Origin of the sequence: Mesorhizobium sp. CA5 (assembly GCF_020165105.1) — a bacterium.
GTDB lineage: Bacteria > Pseudomonadota > Alphaproteobacteria > Rhizobiales > Rhizobiaceae > Mesorhizobium.
On the sequence record NZ_JAIUHJ010000002.1, the window covers coordinates 232,701 to 256,061 of the forward strand.

General features: G+C 61.9%; 17 protein-coding genes. 9 read left to right on the forward strand and 8 right to left on the reverse strand.

The features are described 5' to 3' along the window. Window positions 1-18: 18 nt before the first annotated feature. The 6 genes from LB529_RS04060 to LB529_RS04085 all read right to left on the reverse strand — a co-directional run bounded on the left by LB529_RS04060 (window position 19) and on the right by LB529_RS04085 (window position 6,139). Complete coding sequence (locus tag LB529_RS04060; protein WP_224710268.1) at window positions 19-1,398, reverse strand: amidohydrolase; 1,380 nt, start codon at window positions 1,396-1,398, stop codon at window positions 19-21. 1 nt (window position 1,399) lies between these two features. Continuing rightward, window positions 1,400-2,059, reverse strand: coding sequence for a glutathione S-transferase family protein (locus tag LB529_RS04065; protein ID WP_224710269.1), 660 nt, complete (start codon window positions 2,057-2,059; stop codon window positions 1,400-1,402). Next, window positions 2,056-2,901: an aromatic ring-hydroxylating oxygenase subunit alpha gene (locus LB529_RS04070; RefSeq protein ID WP_224710271.1), complete on the reverse strand. Its 846-nt coding sequence runs from the start codon at window positions 2,899-2,901 to the stop codon at window positions 2,056-2,058. Before LB529_RS04070 ends, LB529_RS04065 begins: the two co-directional genes overlap by 4 nt. Continuing rightward, the gene (locus LB529_RS04075) at window positions 2,898-3,548 is read right to left on the reverse strand and encodes a Rieske 2Fe-2S domain-containing protein (protein ID WP_224523004.1); all 651 of its coding nucleotides are present in this window, start codon (window positions 3,546-3,548) and stop codon (window positions 2,898-2,900) included. The genes LB529_RS04070 and LB529_RS04075 overlap by 4 nt, the downstream gene beginning before the upstream one ends. Window positions 3,549-3,711: 163 nt before the next feature. Beyond that, window positions 3,712-3,981 (reverse strand): acylphosphatase, encoded by a 270-nt coding sequence (locus tag LB529_RS04080; RefSeq protein WP_224523003.1) that lies wholly within the window; start codon window positions 3,979-3,981, stop codon window positions 3,712-3,714. A gap of 55 nt (window positions 3,982-4,036) precedes the next feature. Next, window positions 4,037-6,139, reverse strand: coding sequence for a N,N-dimethylformamidase beta subunit family domain-containing protein (locus LB529_RS04085; RefSeq protein WP_224710272.1), 2,103 nt, complete (start codon window positions 6,137-6,139; stop codon window positions 4,037-4,039). A gap of 187 nt (window positions 6,140-6,326) precedes the next feature. Here LB529_RS04085 and LB529_RS04090 point away from each other — a divergent pair, with 187 nt between their 5' ends. The 9 genes from LB529_RS04090 (at window position 6,327) to LB529_RS04135 (ending at window position 21,610) form a co-directional block, all read left to right on the forward strand. Beyond that, window positions 6,327-7,100: an SDR family NAD(P)-dependent oxidoreductase gene (locus tag LB529_RS04090; RefSeq protein ID WP_224710273.1), complete on the forward strand. Its 774-nt coding sequence runs from the start codon at window positions 6,327-6,329 to the stop codon at window positions 7,098-7,100. Window positions 7,101-7,298: 198 nt separating this feature from the next. Beyond that, a complete protein-coding gene (hisD, locus tag LB529_RS04095) occupies window positions 7,299-8,621 on the forward strand; it encodes a histidinol dehydrogenase (protein WP_224630774.1) in 1,323 nt (440 codons plus the stop codon). 15 nt (window positions 8,622-8,636) lie between these two features. Continuing rightward, window positions 8,637-9,662, forward strand: a complete 1,026-nt coding sequence (locus LB529_RS04100; protein WP_224710274.1) for a zinc-dependent alcohol dehydrogenase — start codon at window positions 8,637-8,639, stop codon at window positions 9,660-9,662. A gap of 30 nt (window positions 9,663-9,692) precedes the next feature. After that, on the forward strand, window positions 9,693-10,424 hold the full coding sequence (gene hutC / locus LB529_RS04105) for a histidine utilization repressor (protein WP_095768633.1): 732 nt from the start codon (window positions 9,693-9,695) through the stop codon (window positions 10,422-10,424). A 315-nt stretch (window positions 10,425-10,739) separates the two neighbouring features. Beyond that, complete coding sequence (locus tag LB529_RS04110; protein WP_095768689.1) at window positions 10,740-11,741, forward strand: ABC transporter substrate-binding protein; 1,002 nt, start codon at window positions 10,740-10,742, stop codon at window positions 11,739-11,741. A gap of 28 nt (window positions 11,742-11,769) precedes the next feature. Further along, window positions 11,770-12,633 (forward strand): ABC transporter permease, encoded by an 864-nt coding sequence (locus tag LB529_RS04115; RefSeq protein WP_411962427.1) that lies wholly within the window; start codon window positions 11,770-11,772, stop codon window positions 12,631-12,633. 10 nt (window positions 12,634-12,643) lie between these two features. Further along, window positions 12,644-13,426, forward strand: coding sequence for an ABC transporter ATP-binding protein (locus tag LB529_RS04120; RefSeq protein ID WP_095768634.1), 783 nt, complete (start codon window positions 12,644-12,646; stop codon window positions 13,424-13,426). A gap of 370 nt (window positions 13,427-13,796) precedes the next feature. Next, complete coding sequence (locus LB529_RS04130) at window positions 13,797-19,511, forward strand: HAMP domain-containing protein (protein ID WP_318012036.1); 5,715 nt, start codon at window positions 13,797-13,799, stop codon at window positions 19,509-19,511. An 11-nt stretch (window positions 19,512-19,522) separates the two neighbouring features. Next, window positions 19,523-21,610, forward strand: a complete 2,088-nt coding sequence (locus LB529_RS04135) for a response regulator (protein ID WP_224710275.1) — start codon at window positions 19,523-19,525, stop codon at window positions 21,608-21,610. Window positions 21,611-21,747: 137 nt separating this feature from the next. Here LB529_RS04135 and LB529_RS04140 read toward each other — a convergent pair whose 3' ends face one another. Both LB529_RS04140 and LB529_RS04145 read right to left on the reverse strand, forming a co-directional pair. After that, window positions 21,748-22,335 carry a cysteine hydrolase family protein gene (locus LB529_RS04140; protein WP_224610024.1) on the reverse strand — a complete coding sequence of 196 codons (588 nt, stop codon included), beginning with the start codon at window positions 22,333-22,335 and terminating at the stop codon, window positions 21,748-21,750. A 27-nt stretch (window positions 22,336-22,362) separates the two neighbouring features. Next, window positions 22,363-22,689 carry a hypothetical protein gene (locus LB529_RS04145; protein WP_224710279.1) on the reverse strand — a complete coding sequence of 109 codons (327 nt, stop codon included), beginning with the start codon at window positions 22,687-22,689 and terminating at the stop codon, window positions 22,363-22,365. Window positions 22,690-23,361 lie beyond the last annotated feature (672 nt).

Genomic DNA, 23,361 nt, shown 5'->3' on the forward strand with positions numbered 1-23,361 from the left:
TTCCCCTTGTTTTGGTTTCTAAAATTCCACCGTCGCAAGCGCCGCTTCGGCTTCCGCGAACAGTCTGGCCTCGTCGAGCCCCGGGAATTCGCCTTTGGCCCAGACGATGCGGCCGTTGATCATGGTCATGTCGGTCGGCGCGCCGATGCCCACCTTGGCCAGCAGGCTCAGCGGATCGTGCCGTGTGCCGACATAGTCCATGCGCCGCGTGTCGATGGCGAAAAGGTCGGCGGCCATGCGGGGCGCCAGCCTGCCGATGTCGCCGCGTCCGAGCAATGCCGCGCCTCCGGTCGTCGCAAAACCGAGAAAATCGGCCGGCGGCGGCACCGGATGGTCGCGCGTCGACGCCGACAGGCACTGCAGCATGTAGGCGGAATGGATGCAGTGCATCAGGTTGGAATTGTCGTTTGAGGCGGCCCCGTCGCAGCCCAGACCCACACGGAGGCCGAAGGCCGACATCGCCGGAATGTCGGTGATTTCGGCGCCGACGAGATAGACCGGTTCCGGGCAGTGGGCGACGCCGGTGCCGCTCGCGGCCATCTTGCGCAGCTCGTCGTGGGTCAGTTCCCAGCAATGGGCATAGAAGGTATCCGGCCCGCAGAAGCCGATGTCCGCGCAATAGTCCACCGTGCGCATGCCGTGACGGGCCTCGATTACCGGGCTTTCGCCCTCGCCGACATGGGTATGCATGCGCACCCCACGGTCGCGCGCCAGCGCCACCGATTCCACGAAGGTGTCGCGATAGCAGTTGACTGGCTGGCAAGGCGCGACGACGACCTGCCGCATGCCGAAGGGACCGGCATCATGGTAGGCGTCGATCAGCCGGGCGCAGTCGGCGATGAATTCGTCGGTCGTTTCCAGCATGGCGTCGGGGATGGTCGAGCCTTCCGATTTGGGCAGCGTGTTGCCGCCACGTCCGGCATGGAAGCGCATGCCGAGCAGTTCGGCTGCTTGGAACTGCCGGTCGATCAGCCGCTTGCCCGCCTGCCGCGGAAAGCAATACTGATGGTCGAATGCCGTCGTGCAGCCGTGCTTTATCAGCTCGGCCATCGCCGTGACCGATGCATGGTAGAAGCATTCCTCAGTCAGCCGCGAGAAAATGGGATAGATGCGGTCGAGCCATTCGATGACCGACAGCTTCGTCCAGTCCAGATCGGCGCGGTTGCGCACGAAGCATTGAAAGAAGTGGTGGTGGGTGTTGACGAGGCCGGGATAGACGAACCAGCCAGCGGCGTCCTGCGTGATTGTTCCAACGGGCAGCTCTGCCTTGTCGAGGCCTGCGCCGATGGCCCGTATTGCCGGGCCGTCGGTCAAGACATCGACATTGCGTCGGATATCCGGACCGTTGCCCTCGTCCACGATAACCGCAGCGCAGCCCTTCAGCAAATAGCCCGCCACGTCAGGCCTCGCCGACTTCGAGGACGGGCGCGGGCGTCAGTTCGTGCAGCCGGTGGATGCCCGGCATCTCGATGAAACCCTCGAGACTGCGGACCGCCCGTGACCAGAGCCGGATCGCCGGATAGGGGTCGAGCGAAACGCCGCCGTCCGGCGCCAGCGCAACATAGGGAAAGCAGGCAATGTCGGCGATCGTCGGTCGATCCGACGCGAGGAAGCGCTGGTCGCGGATATGCTGTTCGACGAGGCCGGCTTCCAGCTCCCGCAGGGCCGCTATTCCCTGCTCCCGAAGGGCGGCGATATTGCCCGGACGCAGCAGCATCTCGTGCAAGCGCGCCGCCCCAAGGCTCGCGGTCAGCCGGTGCGAGAAGGAGAGCCATTGTTGGACGCGCGCCGCCCGCCCAACCGTATCATTGCCCAGCCATTGGGGTGCCGCCTTCACGGCGAGATAGACCAGCATGGCCGAGGATTCGGTCAGCACGAGGTCGCCATCCTCCAGGATCGGGATCGAACCGGCCGGATTGAGCGCCATGAGCTCAGGACCGCGATGCTCGCGACCGGGATGGAAGTCGACAGGACGGATGTCGAGCGTCACCCCGATCAGCGCAGCCATGAGGCGCACCTTGTAGCAGCTCGGCGACAGCACGTAGTCATAGAGCTTCATTGCGCCACCAGTTGCGCGCCGTAGGTGTAGCCGTGGCGTTTCAGCCAGCGCCGGTAGGCAACCGAGGTAAGGTCGGCGCGCGTGGGAATCTCCATGCCGGGATCGAGCGGGAGCAGCGTCGGAATTTGGTTTTCGAGGATCGATCGGTCCTGAACGAAGATCGTCTGCTGGAAATGGATCAGGTCGGCCATCGGTGTTTCGTCATCGAACAGCGCCATCCATGGCCAGACGTCGCACAGGTCTTCGGCAAGTGGCTGCACGAAAAGTGTGATGATGTCCCATTCCGCCGGGCGAGGCGGGCAGGTCTTGTAGAGCACCGAGCAGGTCGGCGCGGGCACGCGGTACATGTATTCCGTGGTGATGCCACCTTCCGCCGACTTGGCGGCCTGCGGCTGGTAGAACTTCACCTGAGTGGCCCAAACCTCGTCTTCGTCCTCTCGGATCTCGACCTTATAGTTCTGCACCTCCGTATGCGGCTCGGCCCCCAGTATGTCGGTGTGCACGAAAGGAAAATGCGCGATGTCCAGGAAATTCTCCACCGCACGCAATGGCGAGCAGCGCACGCGTACCACCCCGACATCGACGAGCCGGCGGCCCGGCTGATCGGCCTCGGGGATCGCAAACAGCGGCTTTTGTGGATTACCGAGCGACGACCAGACATGGCCATAGCGGATGCAGGCCGGCAGGTCACGTCCGTTGCCGCCCGTGACCTTCGCGTTTCCATCTTCGCCGCGCCTCACCGCGATCGGCTCGCCCATCAGGGCCGTCCTGCGCCCATGCGCATCGAGCTGGCTAGCAAGGCCGACAGGGTACCATCCGTCGATCATCGTGTTGCGGGTCATCGGGCGATCCCGGCGCGTGCAATATCCTCGGCCGCCCGCCGCAGCGCCTCGGCGGCCCTCGACGCGGCGATACGCTCGTCCGGATTGCTGTCCTCGTCCACCAAAACATGCATCAACGTGCGCGCCTGCCCATCGGGAGCAAGCAGCAGCCGGACGGTCCGGTCATCATAGGTGTAGTCGAGCAGGTCTCCAGCGGCCGTCGTGCCCGCGGCCGCCTCCAGCGCCACGATGCCCGCTTCCACCACCATGGAGCGGAGCGGCGCAAGGCCCTCGAACCGCGGCGGCCCGGCGGCGGGTTCGCCAACCGAAATCCATATGATGCCGCCGCCATCCTCGACGTGCTGCGTTGCGACACGAATCGTGTCCGGCGGCGTCAATGCCGGATGGGCCGGAATGCGCTGGCAGTTTCCCGCCTTGGCGTAGCTCCAGCCGTGATAGATGCAGGCCAGGGTCTCACCGCGTACGAAGCCGTGGGAAAGGCGCATGCCGCGATGAGGGCATCTGTCGGCGAAGGCCGCCGCACGGCCGGAGCGGGTTCGCCAAAGGGCAACCGGTCCGGCCGGGGATTGCGCCGGCATAACGGTTCCCGCCGGCAAGTCCGCGGAGAGGGCAACAGGCATCCATGAGCCGGTGGGATAAGACGGCATGCATCAACTTTCAAAACGGCACCAGCATCTTCCCGAGCGAAGCTTCGCGGTCAAGGATATGCCGATACGCCGGGTTAGGTTTGCACAACATTTCCTCACTGGCAATAATGCCTAAAAAAGGTGCATGACACCTCGGCAAGCAGAGGGCCGCAGGCCCAGAAACCTAGCCCGATTCGCTCTCGATCGGCGCCCGGCGGATGGTCTCGACCCAGACATCGATTGGTCCAAGAGAGCACCCCATCTCCATCATGTCGATGAGTTCGGCCGGACCGGCAATATCGAGTTCAATGCGGTCGGGACCGGCAAAGCATATTTCCTGCGCGAGCCCGAGCTTGGCGGCATGGCGCTCGATCCACGGAAGAAAGGATGCCACCTGGACATCGCCGAGGATCGTCATGCGCTCCCGCCAGGAACATCGATTTTGCTCGCTCATAGAAAACCTCGGCATGAAGCTGATCTGTCTATCTATCTATCTATCTACATCGTGCTCAATCGCTGAAGCATCTGCTTTTGAGAGCGTCGTCAGGCCAGACCGTCGGAGTTGGCCTCCTGCTTTGCAATGCCGAGAGACGGTTGAGCAGGTTGAGGGTGATCCTCCCCACGTCGTTCATTGCTTTGCCGGCAGGCAGCGCGCCGCACCAGGCGACCGAACTTGCTGAAAAGATCAAGCCGCCCGCAGCAAGATTTCGTAAGGTCATTTCGGCGCAGCGACGGCCGGCGCGCTCTTCATCCCCGCCCGCGTACCAGCGCGAGGGATCCTGGAAGAAGCCGGCCGGAAAGTCCGTCGCGCGGGCGATCACAATGGTGTCGGCCGACGTGCCCAGGGCCGGGTTCGTCGCATCCACCTCGTAACCCGCGGCGGCACCCAATACGATGCCTTCCGAACCGAAGGTTTCGTCCTCGATGCCTTCAAACAGCCATGCGCATTCCGGCGCGTGGCTTTCGGGCGTTCGCGTGAACGGGCGCGCGCCGTCGAAACCCATCAACGAAATCGCGCCGCCGACCAGTGAAAACTCGCCCCGGCCCCGGGAGCGAAGGTGGCCGCCAGGCTCGTTGGTTATCGACAGATATTGTTCGCTGACCGGGCCGTCCCATGTGCGGCCAGGTTCCAGGGGCGAGCGGCGCAATTCCATCAGGTCGTCCTTGAAGGCGACCGTCCCGGCAAAGCCGTTTCCGCCGAGATAGGCGATGCTGCCGCCCTCGGCCGCGAATTGCCGCAGTGCCCCTTCCATCTCGGTCGACATGTATTCCGGATGGCTTCCGGTCACGACGGCCCGATGCCCGCGGAGAGCCTCGATCCCCTGCCGATGCAGATCGTGATCGGTGACGATATCGAGCGCTATGCCGTTCTCGTTGCAGAATCTGAGGAAATGCAGATCGACCGGCAAGTTGTGAGGGCAGCCGCATAGCGGGTAGTTGTAGTCGTCCCGCAATGTCACTTTGGGTTTGCGATAGGAGCAGATCGACACGCCGCTGAGATCGGAGTGATAGTCGTAGAGCGACTTGAGGCTGTTTGCGATGGCAAAGCGGTGTCCGCGATCGTCGCACTTCCACTCATAGAGATGGTCGGGGAGATACTCGTCCGCGTAAGCGAGATAGGTCGCGGTCGGCAGCAGATAAAGCAGTGGTGAGGAGGCACGCGCGGAGGTGACGAAGAACACGATGCGCTCGTAGCCGCCGTCCCATTCCACCTGGAAAGCGTACACGCCCGGCTTTGCATTCTCGGGCACCGCGGCGCGATGGGAAGCGGGCCAGTCGAGCGGTCCCATGTCATCGTCATGGCAATGGACGGCATCGTAGTGCGAAGGCACGAGCCGGGGGTCGAAGCTCGATCCATCCCAGCGCGCCGATGTCACGCAGAATGTAGGCTGATTGATCACATCGAGCGCCAGCGCAACCGGTCCGCCTGACGACAGGATCGGTCCCGTCGGCAGCAGAGTCGGGAAATTCCAGGCGATTGGCCCCTGAGAAGTCTCCAGCCGAATAGCTGCAAATCTCGCATTGAGAGTCAGCTCGCTTCGAGAGCCGCTCGCGCCGAAGAGGATGTCGCGCCCTTGTGGATGCCATTCGGCGTCGTGCAGGCGCCGCTTGAATTCGTAAGGGGCGAGGAGGTCGTGAGATTTCAGCTTGAAGAACGGCTCGTCCTCATGCAGGCCGAGCTCGACGGTCAGCCAAACCCCTTGCGGAACCGGCGCAGACAACAGACGATCATTCCGCATCTCCAAGGCGATCGCCCCATCGCGAAGGCTCAGCAGAAAGGACCCCACTTCCAGGATCGTGCGCGGCCCCGTATTGCGGGTGAGAAACAGCTCAAAGCGGATGCCCTTGACGGCAGGCGCTTTTGCAAGCTCCTCGGCACGCAGGCGAAGGTACGATCCATGATCGAAGCTGCGATGCGCGTCGGGCTCGGATGTCGCCTCGATCGGCCAATCCACAAAATCCGCGGCGTGCGTGTCCAGCCGGCATATCCGCACGCTCTCCACTGGCCGGCTGCAGGAGAGGCCAAGTTCCACCCGCTGGCCGGGCCTTACGCTCCAGGGCGTGGCATAACCGGCAGCACTCATCGCTCCATGGTCAACCAAGCGGCGCATCGATCGTGCCTCTCAAATCCATGAATAACGGAGCGACTTCGCGGCCTCGGTTCCAGATCGACCGGTTGTCGCGCATGCCCCTCAACCACTACCGCAACCCAGTTGATTTGTATATGCTTGTATAGGTAAGTTCGATCCATTAGGCTCAAGGCGAGATCGCTAAGCCGGCCGTGCCAAGGAGGATCGCATGCGCAACGCTCCGCTCTTCGACCTGTCGGGCCGGAAAGCACTTGTCACCGGCGCAAGCCGCGGCATCGGGCGTTCCATTGCCGAGGCGCTGAGCGCGGCCGGCGCCGATGTCGCCGTCACGGCACGCAGCCTTGCCTCGCTTGGGGAGACGACGGCAGACATCCGCGCCGCCGGCGGGGTGGCGCACGCCATCGCCCTGGACGTCACCGATGTCGGCCGCTGCAGGGCGGCGATGGCCGAGGCCGCCGGCCTGCTCGGCGGTCTCGATATTCTCGTCAACAATGCCGGGATGGAGGAAGTCCGCCCCTCGCTCGATGTCGACGAGGCGCTTTGGGACAGGATCGTCGACACGAATCTCAAAGGCGCATTCTTCTGCGCCCAGGCCGCCGCGCAGCACATGAAGGACGCCGGTCGGCCCGGCGTCATCATCAATCTTTGCTCGCTCACCTCCGAAGTCGGGATTCCGACGGCTGTGCCCTATGGCTCGTCGAAGTCGGGCCTGCTCGGCATGACGCGCGCTCTGGCGGCCGAGTGGGCGGATCTGGGGATCAGGGTCAACGCCATCGCCCCCGGCTATTTCAGGACGGCAATGACGGAAGTGTTCTACGGCAACGAGGCATGGCGGCAATCGATGCTCGCCAAAATCCCGCAGCATCGCTTCGGCGACCTGTCGGACCTGCACGGGATTGCGGTATTCCTCGCCTCCGATGCCTCGGCATACATCACCGGTCAGTCCATCCCGGTCGATGGCGGCTTTCTCGCGTCGATCTGAAGATGGCCTCTCATCAGCTGAGCTCGAGTTGGCGGGACGCAGAAAATGCTGGCAGCCGTTATGTGTACATGTATATACTTTTGCAGGCTGGCAATGTTCCACCTGCGGCCCTTGCCTCGTATTGCCGGTCTCAAAGGTCTTCCAGGCGTGTGACCGGCCATCGCCAACCGCCACTGCGTTCCGGGAGAAGGAGCAGCCATGTCCGATATCAGCTTCCACGACCTGTCGACCCTCGACGCCGACCGGCGGGCCAGCTTGCTGAGGCGCGCCGAAGCCGATCTTTCGGTCTTCGTCGAAAAAGCCCGTCCGATCATCGAGGCGGTCAGGACCGAAGGTGACGCCGCCCTGCTTCGGTTCGCGCGCGAGCTCGACAAGGCCGATGTGGCCGATGGCGGGCTCAAGGTCTCGGAAGCGGAGTTCGACGCGGCATTCGACAAGGTCGAAAAGGATGTCGTGGAGAGCATCCGGTTCGGTATCGAGAACATCCGGCATTTCCACGAGGAGCAGCGTCCGGAAACGATGTGGCTGAAGGAAGTCCGGCCGGGCGCCTATGCAGGTGACAGATACACCCCGATCGCCTCCGTGGCGCTTTACGTTCCGCGCGGCAAGGGCGCCTTCCCGTCGGTGACGATGATGACCTCGGTCCCGGCTGTGATTGCCGGCGTGCCCCAGATAGCGATCGTGACGCCGCCGACTTCCGATGGATCCGTCGATGCCGCGACCCTGGTTGCCGCACGCCTCGCCGGCGTCGAGACCGTGTACAAATGCGGTGGCGCCCAGGCGGTCGCTGCTGTCGCCTATGGCACCGAGACGGTGAAGCCCGCCGTCAAGATCGTCGGGCCGGGCAGTCCCTGGGTGGTGGCGGCAAAGAGCCTGCTGTCCTCGGTCATCAACACCGGCCTTCCGGCCGGCCCTTCCGAAGCCATCATCTTTGCCGATGATAGCGTCGATGGCGGCCTTGCCGCGCTGGACCTTTTGATCGAAGCCGAGCACGGACCGGATTCCTCGGCCTATCTGGTGACGCACAGCCGCAAGGTCGCCGAGGCCGCGCTTGCCGCGCTGCCGCAGCATTGGTCCCGCATGAGCGAACAGCGCGTCGAATTCTCGCGCGCTGTGCTGACCGGAACGCGCGGCGGCATCGTGCTGACCGCGTCCCTGGAGGACAGCTATCGCTTCATCAACGACTACGCTCCGGAGCATCTCGAGATCCTGTCGAAGGAACCGTTCGCGCATCTCGGGCACATCACCGAAGCGGCCGAGATCCTCATGGGTCCGCATACGCCGGTGACGCTCGCCAACTTTGTCCTCGGGCCCAATGCCGTGTTGCCGACCAGCCGGTGGGCGCGCACCTATGGGCCGCTGTCGGTCACGGATTTCGTCAAGCGCTCGTCAGTCGGTTATGTGACGTCGGCGGCCTATCCGGAACTCGCCCGGCACGCGCGCAGGCTCGCCCGCTACGAAGGCTTCAGCTCGCATGAAAACGCGGTGTCGGAAATCCGCAGCCGCTATCTCTCGGTCTGAGCGGAAGCGAAGACGATGAAGGCCGCGCGACTTTACGGACCCGGCGACTTGCGCGTTGAGGATATCGCCGCCCCGGGCGTCCCCGATGCGGGCTGGGTGAAGCTCAAGGTGGACGCCGCGGGCATCTGCGGTTCCGACCTGCACAATTTCCGCACCGGTCAATGGATAAGCCGCTCGCCTTCGACGGCCGGCCATGAATTGACGGGCACGGTGATCGCCGTGGGTGAGGGCGTCGACACCATCGCCATTGGCGACCGGGTGGTCGCCGATTCACGCTTCTGGTGCGGAGAGTGCGCGCAATGCCGTGCCGGCAGGCGCCATCTCTGCACGTCGCTAGGCTTCGTCGGCGAAATATGCGACGGCGGATTTGCCGAACAGGCCGTGCTCCCCGCGCGCCTGTTGCATAGCGTCGATGCCGCGCTTGATGTGCGGGTGGCGGCGATGGCCGAGCCGCTCGCGGTTGCGCTGCATGCGGTGCGACGCCTGCCGAAAGCGGCGGCCTCGGTGCTTGTTCTCGGCTGCGGGACCATCGGGGGCCTTGCCGCGTTGCTGCTGTCGCGGACGCTCGCGGGCACCGTATTGATCGCCGACCGCAACCAAGGCCGCTGCGCTCGCGTCGCGCGCGTGACCGGCGCCACGATCGTCGACCTGGACGCGCACGCCATCGCCTCAGCGACTGCGAATACCCCCTTGCTCGCGGCCGTCGAGGCGACAGGCAGCGTCGCCGCGCTCAGTCAGTTGCTGGGTGTTCTCGGCCCGGGCGGCACCATTGCGATGGTCGGCATCTTCCACGGCCGGCTCGACATCGACCCCAACATGCTGGTCGAGCGGGAGATCGCGTTGCGGGGCTGCCACGCCTTCGCCGACGAGCTTCCCGATGCCATCCGGATGCTGGGTGAACTGAGCGAGCCGCTGATCAGCCTGATTGACGGCGAGATCGGCCTGGATGACGTCCCCGCAACCTACCGGCGGCTGCTGGAAGGCCAGGGCGACGGCTTGAAAACAATCATCCGGATGCGGCAATCCCTTGAGCATTCCTGATTTCCGTGCTTGCCGGAAAGGATATCTGAAATGAACACTCTGCCCGATACGGCCAGCCCCCTCTACGAGAAGGTCAAGGACTACATCCTGACGAACATCGGAACCGGCCGGTGGAGCAAGGACCGCAAGCTGCCGTCCGAAAATGAATTCGTGGCAGCGCTTGGCGTCTCCAGGATGACGATCCACCGTGCCTTGCGGGAACTGACCTCGGCGGGATTTCTGATCCGGCTGCAGGGCGTGGGAACATTCATTGCGCCGCCGCGGCCGCAATCGGCCCTGATCGAGATCAACAATATCGCGGCCGAGATCCTGGCACGCGGCAACAAGCATCGTTCCGAGGTTCTCGTCCTCGAAAAAATCATGCCGGAAAAGGAGCTTGCGCTGTCCTTCGAGTTCGCCAGGCGTTCGTCGGTCTACCACTCCGTCGTCGTCAATTTCGAGAACGATCTGCCTGTGCAACTGGAAGAGCGCTTCGTCAATCCGAGCCTGATACCCGACTACGACAAGCAGGATTTTTCCAAGACCGCGACCTACGACTATCTGATGCAGAAAACACCGGTGACCGAGGTCGAGCACATCATCTCGGCAATCCCAGCCGATGCCGAGACGGCGCGGCATCTAGGCATCGATGCCGGCAGCTGCTGCCTGCTTCTGCACCGCCGGACGTGGACGGGAGCGATCGTCGCCACGATCAGCAAGCTGACCTATGTCGGCAGCCGCTATTCGCTCGGCAGCCGGTACTCTCCTTCCAAAAGCGGCTGATCGCGGCAAGGCGAGCCCTGTTCCGGCGCAAATCGCGTGACGGACTTCCTGGATGCCATCGGCCGTAACGCCATGCGGCAAACGAATGCGGTCTGATGTTCCGAAAGTTGCGAACCCAACCTGTCCAACTTGTATATGCATGTATGTATTTTAGTCTTGACATTCACCGCCGCCGACGTCGAGTATCCTTGCGCTTCCGTTGAAGCGGCAGGTAAGACGCCGAGGCACAATGCCGCAAGAGCATAAGCCCGCATTCTCATCCAGGCCGGATATGCAGTTCAAAGAGCGGCGCGATCATAAAGGGGAACAGAGATGATGCGTAACCTAGCAGGACAATTTCGTGCACTCGTCGCGGCTGCCGTCATCGGGTTCGCCCCGGCGGCCTTTGCCGCCGACGCGGCCATTCCCGCGACGCCTGAAGCGGGCACCTTCAAGATCGGCATCGAGCCATGGCTCGGCTATGGCCAGTGGCACGTCGCCGAGGCCAAGGGCCTGTTCAAGGCAAGCGGGTTGTCGGACGTCCAAATCGTCAACTTCGCGGAAGACAAGGACATCAATGCCGCGCTCGCGAGCGGCCAGCTCGATGCCGCCAACATCGCGACCCATACCGCGATGGGCATGGTTGCGGCGGGCCTGCCGGTGAAAATCGTGCTGCTGCTCGACGTCAGCATGACGGCCGACGCCATGATCGCCGGCAAGGATATTTCCTCCGTCGCCGACCTCAAGGGCAAGCAGGTCGCCTTCGAGGAGGGCACGACCAGCGACATCCTGCTCAAATACGCCCTTGCCAAGAACGGCATGTCCATCGCCGATGTGCAGCCGGTGCCGATGCCGGCGGCCGACGCCGGCAGCGCGCTGATTGCCGGACAGGTCCCGGTCGCGGTCACCTACGAACCTTATCTCACCGCGGCCAGGGCGCAGAACAAGGACGTCAAGCTGCTCTTCACCGCCGGCGAGGATCCCGGGTTGATCAGCGACGTGCTTGTGGTGCGCGACGAGGTGATCAAGTCGCGACCCGGCCAGGTGCTTGCCATGATCAAGACCTGGGATGCGGCCCTGAAGGACTACAACGGCGATACCGCCGGTGGCCGCGCCATCATTTCCAAGGCCGTCGGTTCCAGCGTCGAGGACCTCAACACGGCCTTCGACGGCGTGCGCTATTATTCTCTCGCCGAGAACAAGAGCGCTCTGACCGGCGAGTTCTCCACCAAGACATTCGCCGATGTCGAAGCCGCCGCCAAGAATGCCGGGCTGCTCCAGGCCGACGTTACGCCGGAGCAGATGATCGACCCGTCATTCGTCAAGGCCGCGGAATGACCAAGGCTGCGTCGCGGTGGTAGCGCGGATGTCCGAGCAGCGTGCCGCCAAAACGAGCCAATCCGGTCCCGCGCAAGGACCGGCTGCGCGACCAGTGCCGCGCCGCCGATCCTCCGGAATCGGCGCGCCCATCACGCGGTCGCGTTTCCTGATGATCGCCGTGGCCGTTTTTGCCGGCCTCGGCCTTGCCTGGTGGGCGGCAACAGGCCTGGAGCTGGTGAAGCCCATCTTCCTGCCTTCGCCGGAAAGCGTGGCGGGACAGCTCGGCAAGCTCTGGAGCGACGGCACGCTGTGGCTGGACCTCAAGGCCTCGATATACCGCATCTCCGTCGGCTTCCTGATCGCCTCGGCGCTGGCGATACCGATCGGCGTGCTGATCGGCAGCTTCCGGGTCTGGGAAGCCGCCGTAGAGCCGCTGGTGGATTTCATCCGCTATATGCCGGTGGTCGCCTTCGTGCCGCTTTCCATCCTCTGGTCGGGCACCGGCGACGCCCAGAAGTTCCTGATCATCTTCATCGGCACCTTCTTTCAGCAGGTCCTGATGATCATGGACAATGTGAAGCGGGTTCCGACGGATTTCGTCGGCCTCGGCAGGACGCTCGGCCTGCCGGACCGCAAGATCCTGACGCGCATCGTGGTGCCCAGCGCCTTGCCCGGCATCTGGGATACGCTGCGCATCAGCCTGGGCTGGGCGTGGACCTGGCTCGTGCTGGCTGAGCTCGTCGCGGCGACATCCGGTCTCGGCTACCGCATCACCGTGTCGCAGCGCTATTTCCAGACCAACACCATCATCGGCTACATCTTGCTCTTGGGCGTGCTCGGTCTCATCACCGACCAGGTGATGAAGGCGCTGGGAAAGGTGCTGTTCCGGCAGGAAGGGCACGCGCAATGAGGTTCGGCCGATGAGTGTGCCCAAACTGCGCATCGAAGGCCTGCACAAGAGCTTTGGCACCGGGGAGCGGCGCACCGAGGTGCTGCGCGACATCAATCTCGATCTTGCCGATAACGAGTTCGTCTCGCTGGTGGGCACGTCGGGTTGCGGCAAGAGCACGCTGCTGTCGATCGTGGCCGGGCTGCAGGATTTCGACGCGGGCGAGCTCGACATCGACGGCTCGCCGATCCTCAAGCCCGGGCTCGACCGCGGCGTCGTCTTCCAGTCCTACACGCTGCTGCCTTGGCTGACGGCGCAGCAGAACATAGAATTTGCCCTCAAGGCCGCCGGCTATGATCGCTCGACCTGCCGCAGGATCGCGCGCGAGCATCTCGACCTCGTCAAGCTTCCGCACTGCGCCGACCTTTACCCGTCGGAACTGTCGGGCGGCATGAAGCAGCGCGTCGCCATTGCGCGGGCGCTGTCCTATCGGCCCAAGATGCTGCTCATGGACGAGCCCTTCGGCGCGCTCGACGCCTTGACCAGGCACCAGATGCAGGAGCTGCTGACGCAGATCTGGGAGGAGCACCGGCTGACCGTGCTCTTCGTCACTCATGACGTGGAGGAGGCCGTCTATCTCTCAGACCGCATCGTCGTCATGGGGATCGGCCCGGGACGCATCATGCGAACCTTCAACGTCGACATAGAGCGCCCGCGCCGGGAAGAGGTCATGGAAAGCGCGGAGTTCATGGACCTGCAGCGCAATGTCCACAAGGCGATCCGCGAAGCTTCAAGACGTCCAGAGATGGCATGAGGCGAGCCGGCCTTGCCGGGCCGCCTGCGGAATCGCCCCTCTGCGACTAACATAATCCTTATCCGTCAATAGCTTACGAAGCGGTTCGTCAAAGTTGACAAGAGCTCGCGGGCGGCGGTGTCGCAGCTTCCGATTGGGCTGAATACGCCAAGCAATTCCAAAGCAAAGCAAGCCAAATAACGGGCGAGCCTTCGCGCTTTTTTAAGCGTTTGCCGGCGTGCGGATAAGATTCGATCTGCGCGTCGGAACAAATTGGCGCCCACCACGTTCTGGAGCTTGCGGCGAATTGTATACCTCGCCGCGAGGGCGGGACTTCATCTGATCATCAGTTTCTTCACAAACAGGTGGACTGGGGAGGGGCACTGTGAACGTGCAGGCATCAAGGGCGCAACTAGATCGTCGTCAGATTCTCAATTCCTTAAAGGCCTTCAGGCGAGGCGACTTCTCCGTCCGGATCGACAACATCTACGAAGGAATCGATTCCGATATTGCCGATGCCTTCAACCAGATCGTCGAACTCAACGATCAGGTGACGAAGGAGTTTGAGCGACTGAGCAGGGTCGTCGGCAAGGACGGGAGAATTGGCGAGCGGGGTCATGTCCGCAATGCCACCGGCAGCTGGGAATCAAGCGTCAGGTCGGTCAACGACCTGATCGAAGACATGGTTCAACCGACCGCCGAAGTGGCCCGCGTCATCGGGGCAGTGGCCAAGGGCGACCTTTCCCAGACAATGATGGTCGAAATCGACGGCCGCCCGCTGCGCGGGGAGTTCCTGCGCATAGGCAAGATCGTCAACACGATGGTGGGGCAACTGGCTTCCTTTGCCTCCGAAGTGACACGTGTCGCGCGTGAGGTTGGAACGGAGGGAAAGCTCGGCGGACAAGCGCGGGTGAAGGGCGTGGCCGGCACGTGGAAGGACCTGACCGACAACGTCAATGCCATGGCCACCAACCTTACCGGCCAGGTGCGCAACATCGCCGAGGTGACCACTGCGGTGGCGTCAGGCGATTTGTCAAAGAAGATCACTGTCGACGTGAAGGGCGAGATCCTCGAGCTCAAGAACACCATCAACACGATGGTCGATCAGTTGAACTCGTTCGCATCGGAGGTGACGCGCGTCGCACGCGAGGTCGGCACGGAAGGCAAGCTCGGGGGCCAGGCGCGGGTCGAAGGCGTTGGCGGCACGTGGAAGGACCTCACCGATAATGTGAACTCGATGGCCGAGAATCTGACCGGCCAGGTTCGCAACATTGCCGAGGTGACGACGGCGGTCGCGCTGGGCGATCTGTCCAAGAAGATCACCGTCGACGTGAAGGGCGAGATCCTGGAACTCAAGAACACCATCAACACGATGGTCGATCAGTTGAACTCGTTCGCATCCGAGGTCACGCGCGTCGCGCGCGAGGTCGGCACCGAGGGCAAGCTCGGCGGCCAAGCCCAGGTTCGCGGCGTCGCCGGCACCTGGAAAGACCTGACCGACAACGTCAATTCAATGGCCGAGAACCTCACCGGCCAAGTGCGCAACATTGCCGAGGTCACGACGGCGGTTGCTTCGGGCGACCTGTCGAAAAAGATCACGGTGGCAGTGCAAGGGGAGATTCTCGAGCTCAAGGATACGATCAACACGATGGTCGATCAGCTGAACTCCTTCGCTTCCGAAGTCACGCGCGTTGCGCGCGAAGTGGGCACGGAAGGCAAGCTCGGCGGGCAGGCAGAGGTGAGGGGCGTCGGGGGCACCTGGAAAGACCTTACTGACAACGTGAACCTGATGGCGGCCAACCTGACTGGCCAGGTTCGCAACATTGCCGAGGTGACGACAGCCGTCGCCCGCGGCGACCTTTCCAAGAAGATCACCGTGGACGTCAAAGGCGAGATCCTCGAGCTCAAGGATACCGTCAATACGATGGTCGACCAGCTGAACTCCTTCGCCTCCGAAGTCACGCGCGTGGCGCGCGAGGTCGGATCGGAAGGCAAGCTCGGCGGCCAGGCCCATGTGGAAGGCGTCGGCGGCACGTGGAAAGACCTGACCGACAACGTCAACGCCATGGCCGGCAATCTGACCGTGCAGTTGCGTGACGTGTCCAAGGTCGCAACCGCGATCGCGACCGGCGACCTGACGCAGAAGATCACCGTCGATGCCTTGGGAGAGATCCTGCAGATCAAGGATGTGATCAACACGATGGTTGATCAGCTGAATTCCTTTGCCTCGGAGGTGACGCGCGTGGCGCGCGAGGTCGGTTCGGACGGCAAGCTCGGCGGCCAAGCGCAGGTCAGAGGCGTGGGCGGCACCTGGAAGGACCTGACCGACAATGTGAATGCGATGGCGGCCAACCTGACGGGCCAGGTGCGCAACATCGCGGAAGTGACCACGGCCGTGGCGCTCGGCGACCTTTCCAAGAAGATCACCGTGGACGTCAAGGGCGAGATCCTTGAGCTCAAGTCGACGATCAACACCATGGTCGATCAGCTGAACTCCTTCGCTGGCGAGGTGACGCGCGTGGCGCGCGAAGTCGGCACCGAAGGAAAGCTCGGCGGCCAAGCCCAGGTGCGAGGCGTGGCCGGTACATGGAAGGACTTGACCGACAACGTGAACTCGATGGCCGAGAATCTGACCGGCCAGGTTCGCAACATCGCCGAAGTGACGACCGCGGTCGCGCGAGGCGATCTTTCGAAGAAGATCACCGTCGACGTGAAGGGCGAAATCCTCGAGCTCAAGTCGACCATCAACACCATGGTCGACCAGCTGAACTCCTTCGCCGGCGAGGTGACACGCGTCGCACGTGAAGTCGGCACGGAAGGAAAGCTTGGCGGTCAGGCCGAAGTGCGCGGCGTGGCCGGCACCTGGAAGGATCTGACCGACAACGTCAACCTGATGGCCACAAATCTGACCAACCAGGTGCGCGGCATCGCCGACGTCGTGACTGCGGTTGCGCAAGGCAATCTCAAACGCAAGCTGACTGTGGACGCGAAGGGCGAAATCGCCTCCCTGGCGGACACCATCAACGGGATGATCGAAACGCTCGCCACCTTTGCCGACCAGGTGACCAATGTCGCGCGCGAAGTCGGCATCGAAGGCAAGCTTGGAGGCCAGGCACGCGTGCCTGGCGCCGCCGGTCTGTGGCGCGATCTTACGGACAACGTCAATCAGTTGGCGGCCAATCTGACCACCCAGGTCCGCGCAATCGCCGAGGTCTCGACAGCGGTGACGAAGGGTGATCTGACGCGCTCGATCAGCGTCGAGGCTTCCGGAGAGGTCGCCGCGCTCAAGGACAACATCAACGAGATGATCCGCAATCTCAAGGATCAGACGTTGAAAAACGCCGAGCAAGATTGGCTGAAGACAAATCTCGCGCGTTTCTCCCGCATGCTGCAGGGAGAGCGCGATCTCGCCACGGTGTCGCGTCTCATCATGTCCGAGCTCGCTCCGCTTGTGAACGCGCAATACGGCGTCTTTTATGTGACCAATCGGGACGAGGAGGAGTCCTATCTGGAACTGGCGGCGTCCTATGGTGCCGAGAGCAAGGCGGCAATCAAGCAACGCCTCGATCTGCGTGAGGGTCTCGTCGGACAAAGTGCTGCCGACAAGCGAGCCATTATGCTCGACAATGTTCCGCCGGACTTTTTGCGCGTCACATCGGGGCTTGGCAGCGCCTCGCCGGCAAACGTCATCATTCTACCTGCCTTGTTCGAAGATGAGGTCAAGGCCGTCATCGAGCTCGCATCCTTCAGCGAGTTCCGCGACACGCACCAATCGTTTCTCAATCAGCTGATGGAATCGGTCGGCATCGTCCTCAACACGATCGCGGCGACGATGCGCACCGAGGGCCTGCTCAAGCAATCGCAATTGCTGACATCCGAGCTGCAGGCGCGTCAGACCGAACTGACGAAAAAGCAGGAGGAACTGCACGCCACGAACGAGGAACTCCAGGAGAAGGCTCAACTTCTGGAGAATGAGAAGAAGCAGGTCGAAAACAAAAATCTCGAAATCGAGATGGCGCGCCGGGCGCTTGAGGAGAAAGCCGAGCAGCTGGCGCTTACCTCCAAGTACAAATCCGAGTTCCTCGCCAACATGAGTCATGAGCTCAGAACCCCGCTCAATTCGCTTCTCATTCTTTCAAATCTGCTTGCCACGAACCAGCAGGGCAACCTCAACGAAAAGCAGGTCGAGTTTGCTCGCACCATCAATTCGGCCGGCACGGATCTTCTCAGCCTGATCAACGACATTCTCGATTTGTCGAAGATCGAGTCCGGCACGGTCTCGATCGACATCAACGATATGCCAGTCGCCCATTTGCGACAGCATATGGAGCGCACGTTCCGCCAGCTTGCAGCCGACAAGGGTCTAGGCTTTACCATCAATGTCGATCCCGCTCTTCCGGAAACCGTGCGTACGGACGAGAAGCGGTTGCAGCAGATCGTGCTCAACCTGCTGTCGAACGCCTTCAAGTTCACCTCCGAAGGCAAGGTCAGCCTGAGTTTCAGAATGGAAAAGGCGGGACGCCGCAACGGCGCCAAGCTGCCCAGGAAAGCACTTGCCATAGCGGTGACCGACACCGGTATCGGCATCCCGGAAGACAAGCAGAAACTGATTTTCGAGGCGTTCCAGCAGGCCGACGGCACGACCAGCCGCAAATATGGAGGAACCGGACTTGGGCTCTCGATCAGCCGTGAGATCGCCCGTTTGCTCGGCGGTGAGCTAAGAGTTGAAAGCATTCCCGGCAAAGGATCGACGTTCACGCTCGTCATTCCGATCGATGGTCCCAGGGTTGCCGCCGCCAGCCAGCCGGAACTGCTTCCGGCCACCGAGGCAATCGCGACGACAGCGGCGCCCAGCGGTTTGCCGTCGGCGGAATTGATGGACGATCGCGACGCTATATCGGCGCAAGACAGGGTCGTTTTGATCGTCGAGGACGACCCGACCTTTGGCGGTCTGCTGCTGGGCCTGGCACGGTCTGCCGGGTTGAAAGGCGTCCTTTCGACCGCAGGCTCCGGAACCTTGGCGCTGGCCCGCAAACTGGTGCCGGACGCGATCACGCTGGACCTCGGCCTTGCGGACATCGATGGATGGGTGCTCTTCGACCTGCTGCGCCATGATCCGAAGACCGCCGGCATTCCCATTCATGTGATTTCCGGAGCGGAAGACATCGATAGCCTGGCTCGCAAAGGGGCATCGAGCATCTCGACCAAACCGGTGTCATCCGAGGAGCTGGTGAAGGTGTTCCAGGAAATTCATTCGAGGAACCTGCGCGTCCAGCGCCGGGTGCTCGTGGCTGACTCTGATCCCGAGCGCCGACTTTCCCTGGTCGAGACGATCCGGGACGGCGTCACCTCGGTCACCGCAATCAGTCGCGCGGCAACCGCGGAGGACATCGACCTCGCCTCATTCGATGCGGTTGTCCTTGGGCTTGGAAAGTCTGCCAGGGATAATGCGCGGGCCCTTGACGAGCTCACCAACCAGTTTTCAGACGGCCTTCCCCCGCTGCTGTTTTTTGCCCCTCATTCGGAGGCAGTTGAACAGGTGCTGGCGTTGAATCCCGCTTTGTCCTCAGTCCCGCGAGCTGAGAATTTTGCTCAATTGGCTCTCCATATATCTGCGACGCTTCCGGGAGGACTGCGCGAGGAAAGCGGGGCAGGTGCCGAACGAGCTGACAACAGGTCGAATCTTGCGGGCGCGAAAGTCCTGATCGTCGACGACGATATTCGAAACATCTATTCGCTGACGAGCGTCCTTGAGACCTACGATATCGAAGTCCTTCACGCTGAGCGCGGTCGCGATGGGATAGCATTGCTGGAGGAGAATGCCGACGTCGACGCAGCCTTAATCGACATCATGATGCCGGAGATGGACGGCTACGAGACGATGAGGAGTATCCGCAACACACCCTCCATCGCGCATATTCCGTTGATATCGGTGACAGCAAAGGCGATGAAAGGCGACCGGCAGAAATGCCTGGAAGCCGGGGCTTCCGACTATATTGCCAAGCCTGTCGATCTCGACCTGCTGTTGGCACTGCTGCGGGTCTGGATCGGTCGCTCTCGGGATCGGGTCGAGACATCCCAAAATCTGCTTAGGTCAGTCAGCTGACGGGATGCCCGATGCAAAGGCTGTCGCGAATACGTTCGAAGAAACTGGAGATTGTGCAGTTGGCGGATAATCAGTCAAAGGCACGCATCCTGGCAGTCGATGATGACGAACGAAACCTGTTGGCGATCGAAGAAGTTCTCACTCCACTCGCGGAAGTCGTCGCTGTGCAATCCGGCGAGGAGGCTCTGCGCTGCCTCCTAAAGGAGGATTTCGCCGTTATCTTGCTGGATGTTCTGATGCCGGGCCTCGACGGCTACGAAACAGCCGCGTTGATCCGCCAGCGCGAACAGTCCAGACGAACCCCTCTCATCTTCCTCACGGCCATCAACAAGGAAGATGCTCATATGCTGCGTGGCTACGACGCCGGCGCAGTGGACTATATGTTCAAGCCCTTCGACCCCGCGATGCTGCGATCGAAAGTGGCTGTATTCGTCGAGCTTCACGAAAAGACGCTCGAGATCCAGCGCAATGCGATCGCCGAACAGGCACTGCTGGCGAAGGCCTTGCAGGCCGAAAAACAAAAGCTCGAGGCCGAACGATCGCTGCGCGGCGCCGAAGAACGGCAGGAGGCCATTCTTGGATCCTTGCCCGTCTGTTTTCACGCCAGGGTCGCCGAGCCGCCCTTTGCAGCACGTTTTGTTTCAAAAGGTGTCGAACGTCTGACGGGATTCCCACCTGAGCGACTGACGTCCGAGCCGCGGTTTGGGCTGAGCCGGGTGCATCCGGAAGATCTACCCAGGGTGCGGGAAGCTTTATTGGCGGCAAAGGTGACAGGCTCCTACACATGCGAGTTCCGCTGGCAGTGTGCCGATGGCAAATATCGTATCTTTCTCGACCAAGGAATCCTGTCGAAAGGTGTCGACGGACGCCGACCTGAAATCCTCGGCACTTTGCTTGACGTGACCGAGCGGCGTGAGCTCGAAAATCAACTTCTTCAGTCACAGCGCCTCGAAGCGGTCGGGAAACTCACCGGAGGGCTGGCACACGATTTCAACAATCTGCTTGCCGCGGTTCTGAGCGGACTAGGATTGCTCGAGAGGCAGCTTACGCTTGACGAGCAAGCAAAGAAGATCGTTGAACTCACTCGCCGCTCCGCGAAGCAAGGCGCCGAACTTGTCAACCGCATGCTTGCCTTTTCGCGGCGTCAGAATCTGAAGCCGACGGCAGTGCGGCTGGCCGCGCTGGAAGATACGATGAACGGCTTGGTGGCTCCCGTGCTCGGCGGCCTGATCCGTTTTGAGTGGGAGGTCGACAACTCCGTTTGGCCCGCGCATGTCGACGTCGGCCAATTGGAGTTGGCGTTGATGAATCTGGTGTTCAACGCGCGCGACGCGATGCCCTCCGGCGGGACAATCGCCGTGCAGGCGCAAAATCGGGTCATCAAAATACCTTCCGAAGACCTGGCGGCCGGAGAGTATGTAGTCCTCACCGTCAAGGACACCGGTGCCGGCATCCCGAAGGAGATTCTGACCAAGGTCGTCGAACCGTTTTTCACGACGAAGCCCGTCGGGAAAGGCACCGGGCTGGGTCTCAGCACGGTATACGGTTTCATGAAGCAATCGGGCGGCGCGCTCCGCATAGACAGCCTCGTCGGGCGCGGAACATCCATGGAGCTGTGGCTGCCGCGTTCAGCGGAGCAGCCTTCCGACAATGTGGCAGATCTGGATGGAGAGAGAGTCCTGGTCGAGACTGCAGGGAAGGCTTTCCCTTCGCTTCTATTGATCGACGACAGCAGCGGATTGCGGCAGCTGACCGCGGAATCGCTTCGGCAACACGGGTTTACAGTGACATGCGCAGCAGGGGGTGCCGAGGCGCTGGCAATTATTGAACGGACACCGCATGAGTTCGACGTCATTGTCACCGATTTCGCAATGCCGCTCGTGTCCGGAGTCGAGGTAATCCGCTTCGCGCGCAACCTGCGCTCCGATTGGCCAGCGGTTATGATAACCGGCTATGCCGACGCTGACGCAATTTCAAACCGCCCATCGGACGTGCCATTGGTCAACAAGCCGTTCCGGGAAAAAGATCTCATCGAGAGCATCTTGCGGGTCAGCGCCTTGCAGCCAGTCGGCGGCCGGCCGACAGCCGGTTCCGGTTAGATCAAGACTTGGCAGTGGCCAACCGGTCTTTCGCGCCAGACGACCGCACCCACTGACGACTGAGCATTCGAGGGACGGCTGCTCATCCGTTGCCGGCGGCACCTTGGCCGACATGTGCCGGCGAGATGAGCGATGAGTCAGCGCCAGAAATCCAGAACCTCCTCCGCAGCGGCGACTTCGACATGATGCGAATATCGCGTCGTGAACAGCTTGAGTATATTTTCGTAGGCTTCGTCCGATGTGCTGCAGATCGCATCCTCGACCAGGATCGTCCTGTAACCGAAGTCGATCGCTCCGAGCAGCGTCGCCAACACGCACATGTCGGCCTCGCCTCCGCTGACGATGAGCTCGGTCACACCTTCCGCCTGAAGGCTCCGGTGGAGCTCGCCCGTCAGCCAGGGAGAGTAAACGGGCTTATCGAAAACGCGAGCCGGCGGCACGAAATCACGCAGTTCGGGCAGCAGCTCGAGGCTCCCCGGGCCGGCACATTCGATAGTCATCTGCGACCAGCGCTCATAGTATTGACGCCAATGGCCCTGGCCTTCGCCAGGTCTTCTCGCCGTTATGAACCTCGTGAAAATCGTTCGCTCCGGCCTGCCGTCGACAAGCGAAAGCACCTTCGGCAGGATGGCGGGCAGCCACTCAACCGCCCATGGCCCAGGCGGTAAGAACATCATCTGCATGTCAACGCAAATGTGGACGGCTCGTGTTGAGATTGGCGTCATCGCGATCCAAACTTCCTGCCGTGAAAGCTAAGCCTTTGTGTCACCCAATGCTTGCGCCATCGGAGCGGTGTCGACGCCCGTTTCGCGGCCGGCCTCGGCGAGGAGCGCGTCGGCGAGGTACTCTTTCAAATCGCCGACCTCATCGCTGATTTCTTCTGCGAGGATGCCTTCCCGCTCCGCGTCTGCGATGCAAGCTCTCGCCAGTCTTTCTGCCGCGGCTTCCGGGGATGCTTCGGCGGCCGGTCTAACCGCATGCCCCTCGATCCACTCCTCGACGAAGTGTCCCGGTTTGTTGACGAGGATATCGACCTGGTCTGGGTTGACTGTAGGCGCAGGGAGAGTGTCGACCTTCATGACTTGAACTCCGGATTTGTGAATTACAAACGCGGACGCTTAAGCAAGGATGCATAGTCTCTGTCCCTCTCGAAGGACTGTGATCGTAATGTGAAGGAGAGCTGATGGCGCGTTCGTCTGAAACGGCAAGAGCGTGGCCCGCGCCTTTTGTTGGATTGCGGTTGGTTTCACTTACGCTTGCGGTCGAGACGCTTGAGTGATTCGCGCAGTTTGTCAGGAAGCCAGCGGTTTACGTGAAACAAGGGCAAGCTGCGTAGATATCGGCGCATGGTTTCATTCGAGAATTGCCGCCTAAGAAGAGCGGCTGTGGATTTGTTGTCGCGTTTCTCGGCCATGGCTGCAGGTCAAACATGAGGCGGCTTGCTTGATCAAAAACTTGTTCCACACTCCGTTGTTCCCCCCAGTTACAAACAGTGAAAGGTCCACTGCCGATTTGCGCCCCCGATTTTTGACGGCCCATGGGTAGGGATCCCACGTAACCTGATCAATGGCCGGCCTTCTGATGTGGCGCCGCGACCGCCTTGCTCTGCGGCGATGCCTTCTCCCGCAGCCCGCGGAGCGTTGCAGGCCAGAGAAGGCGGGAAAATCCCATCGCTGCTCTTACCGATTTGGCGATGCCGAAATGTCGGGGCGCGAACTGGCCGACAAAAGTGAAGCTGGTCCACAGTCCTC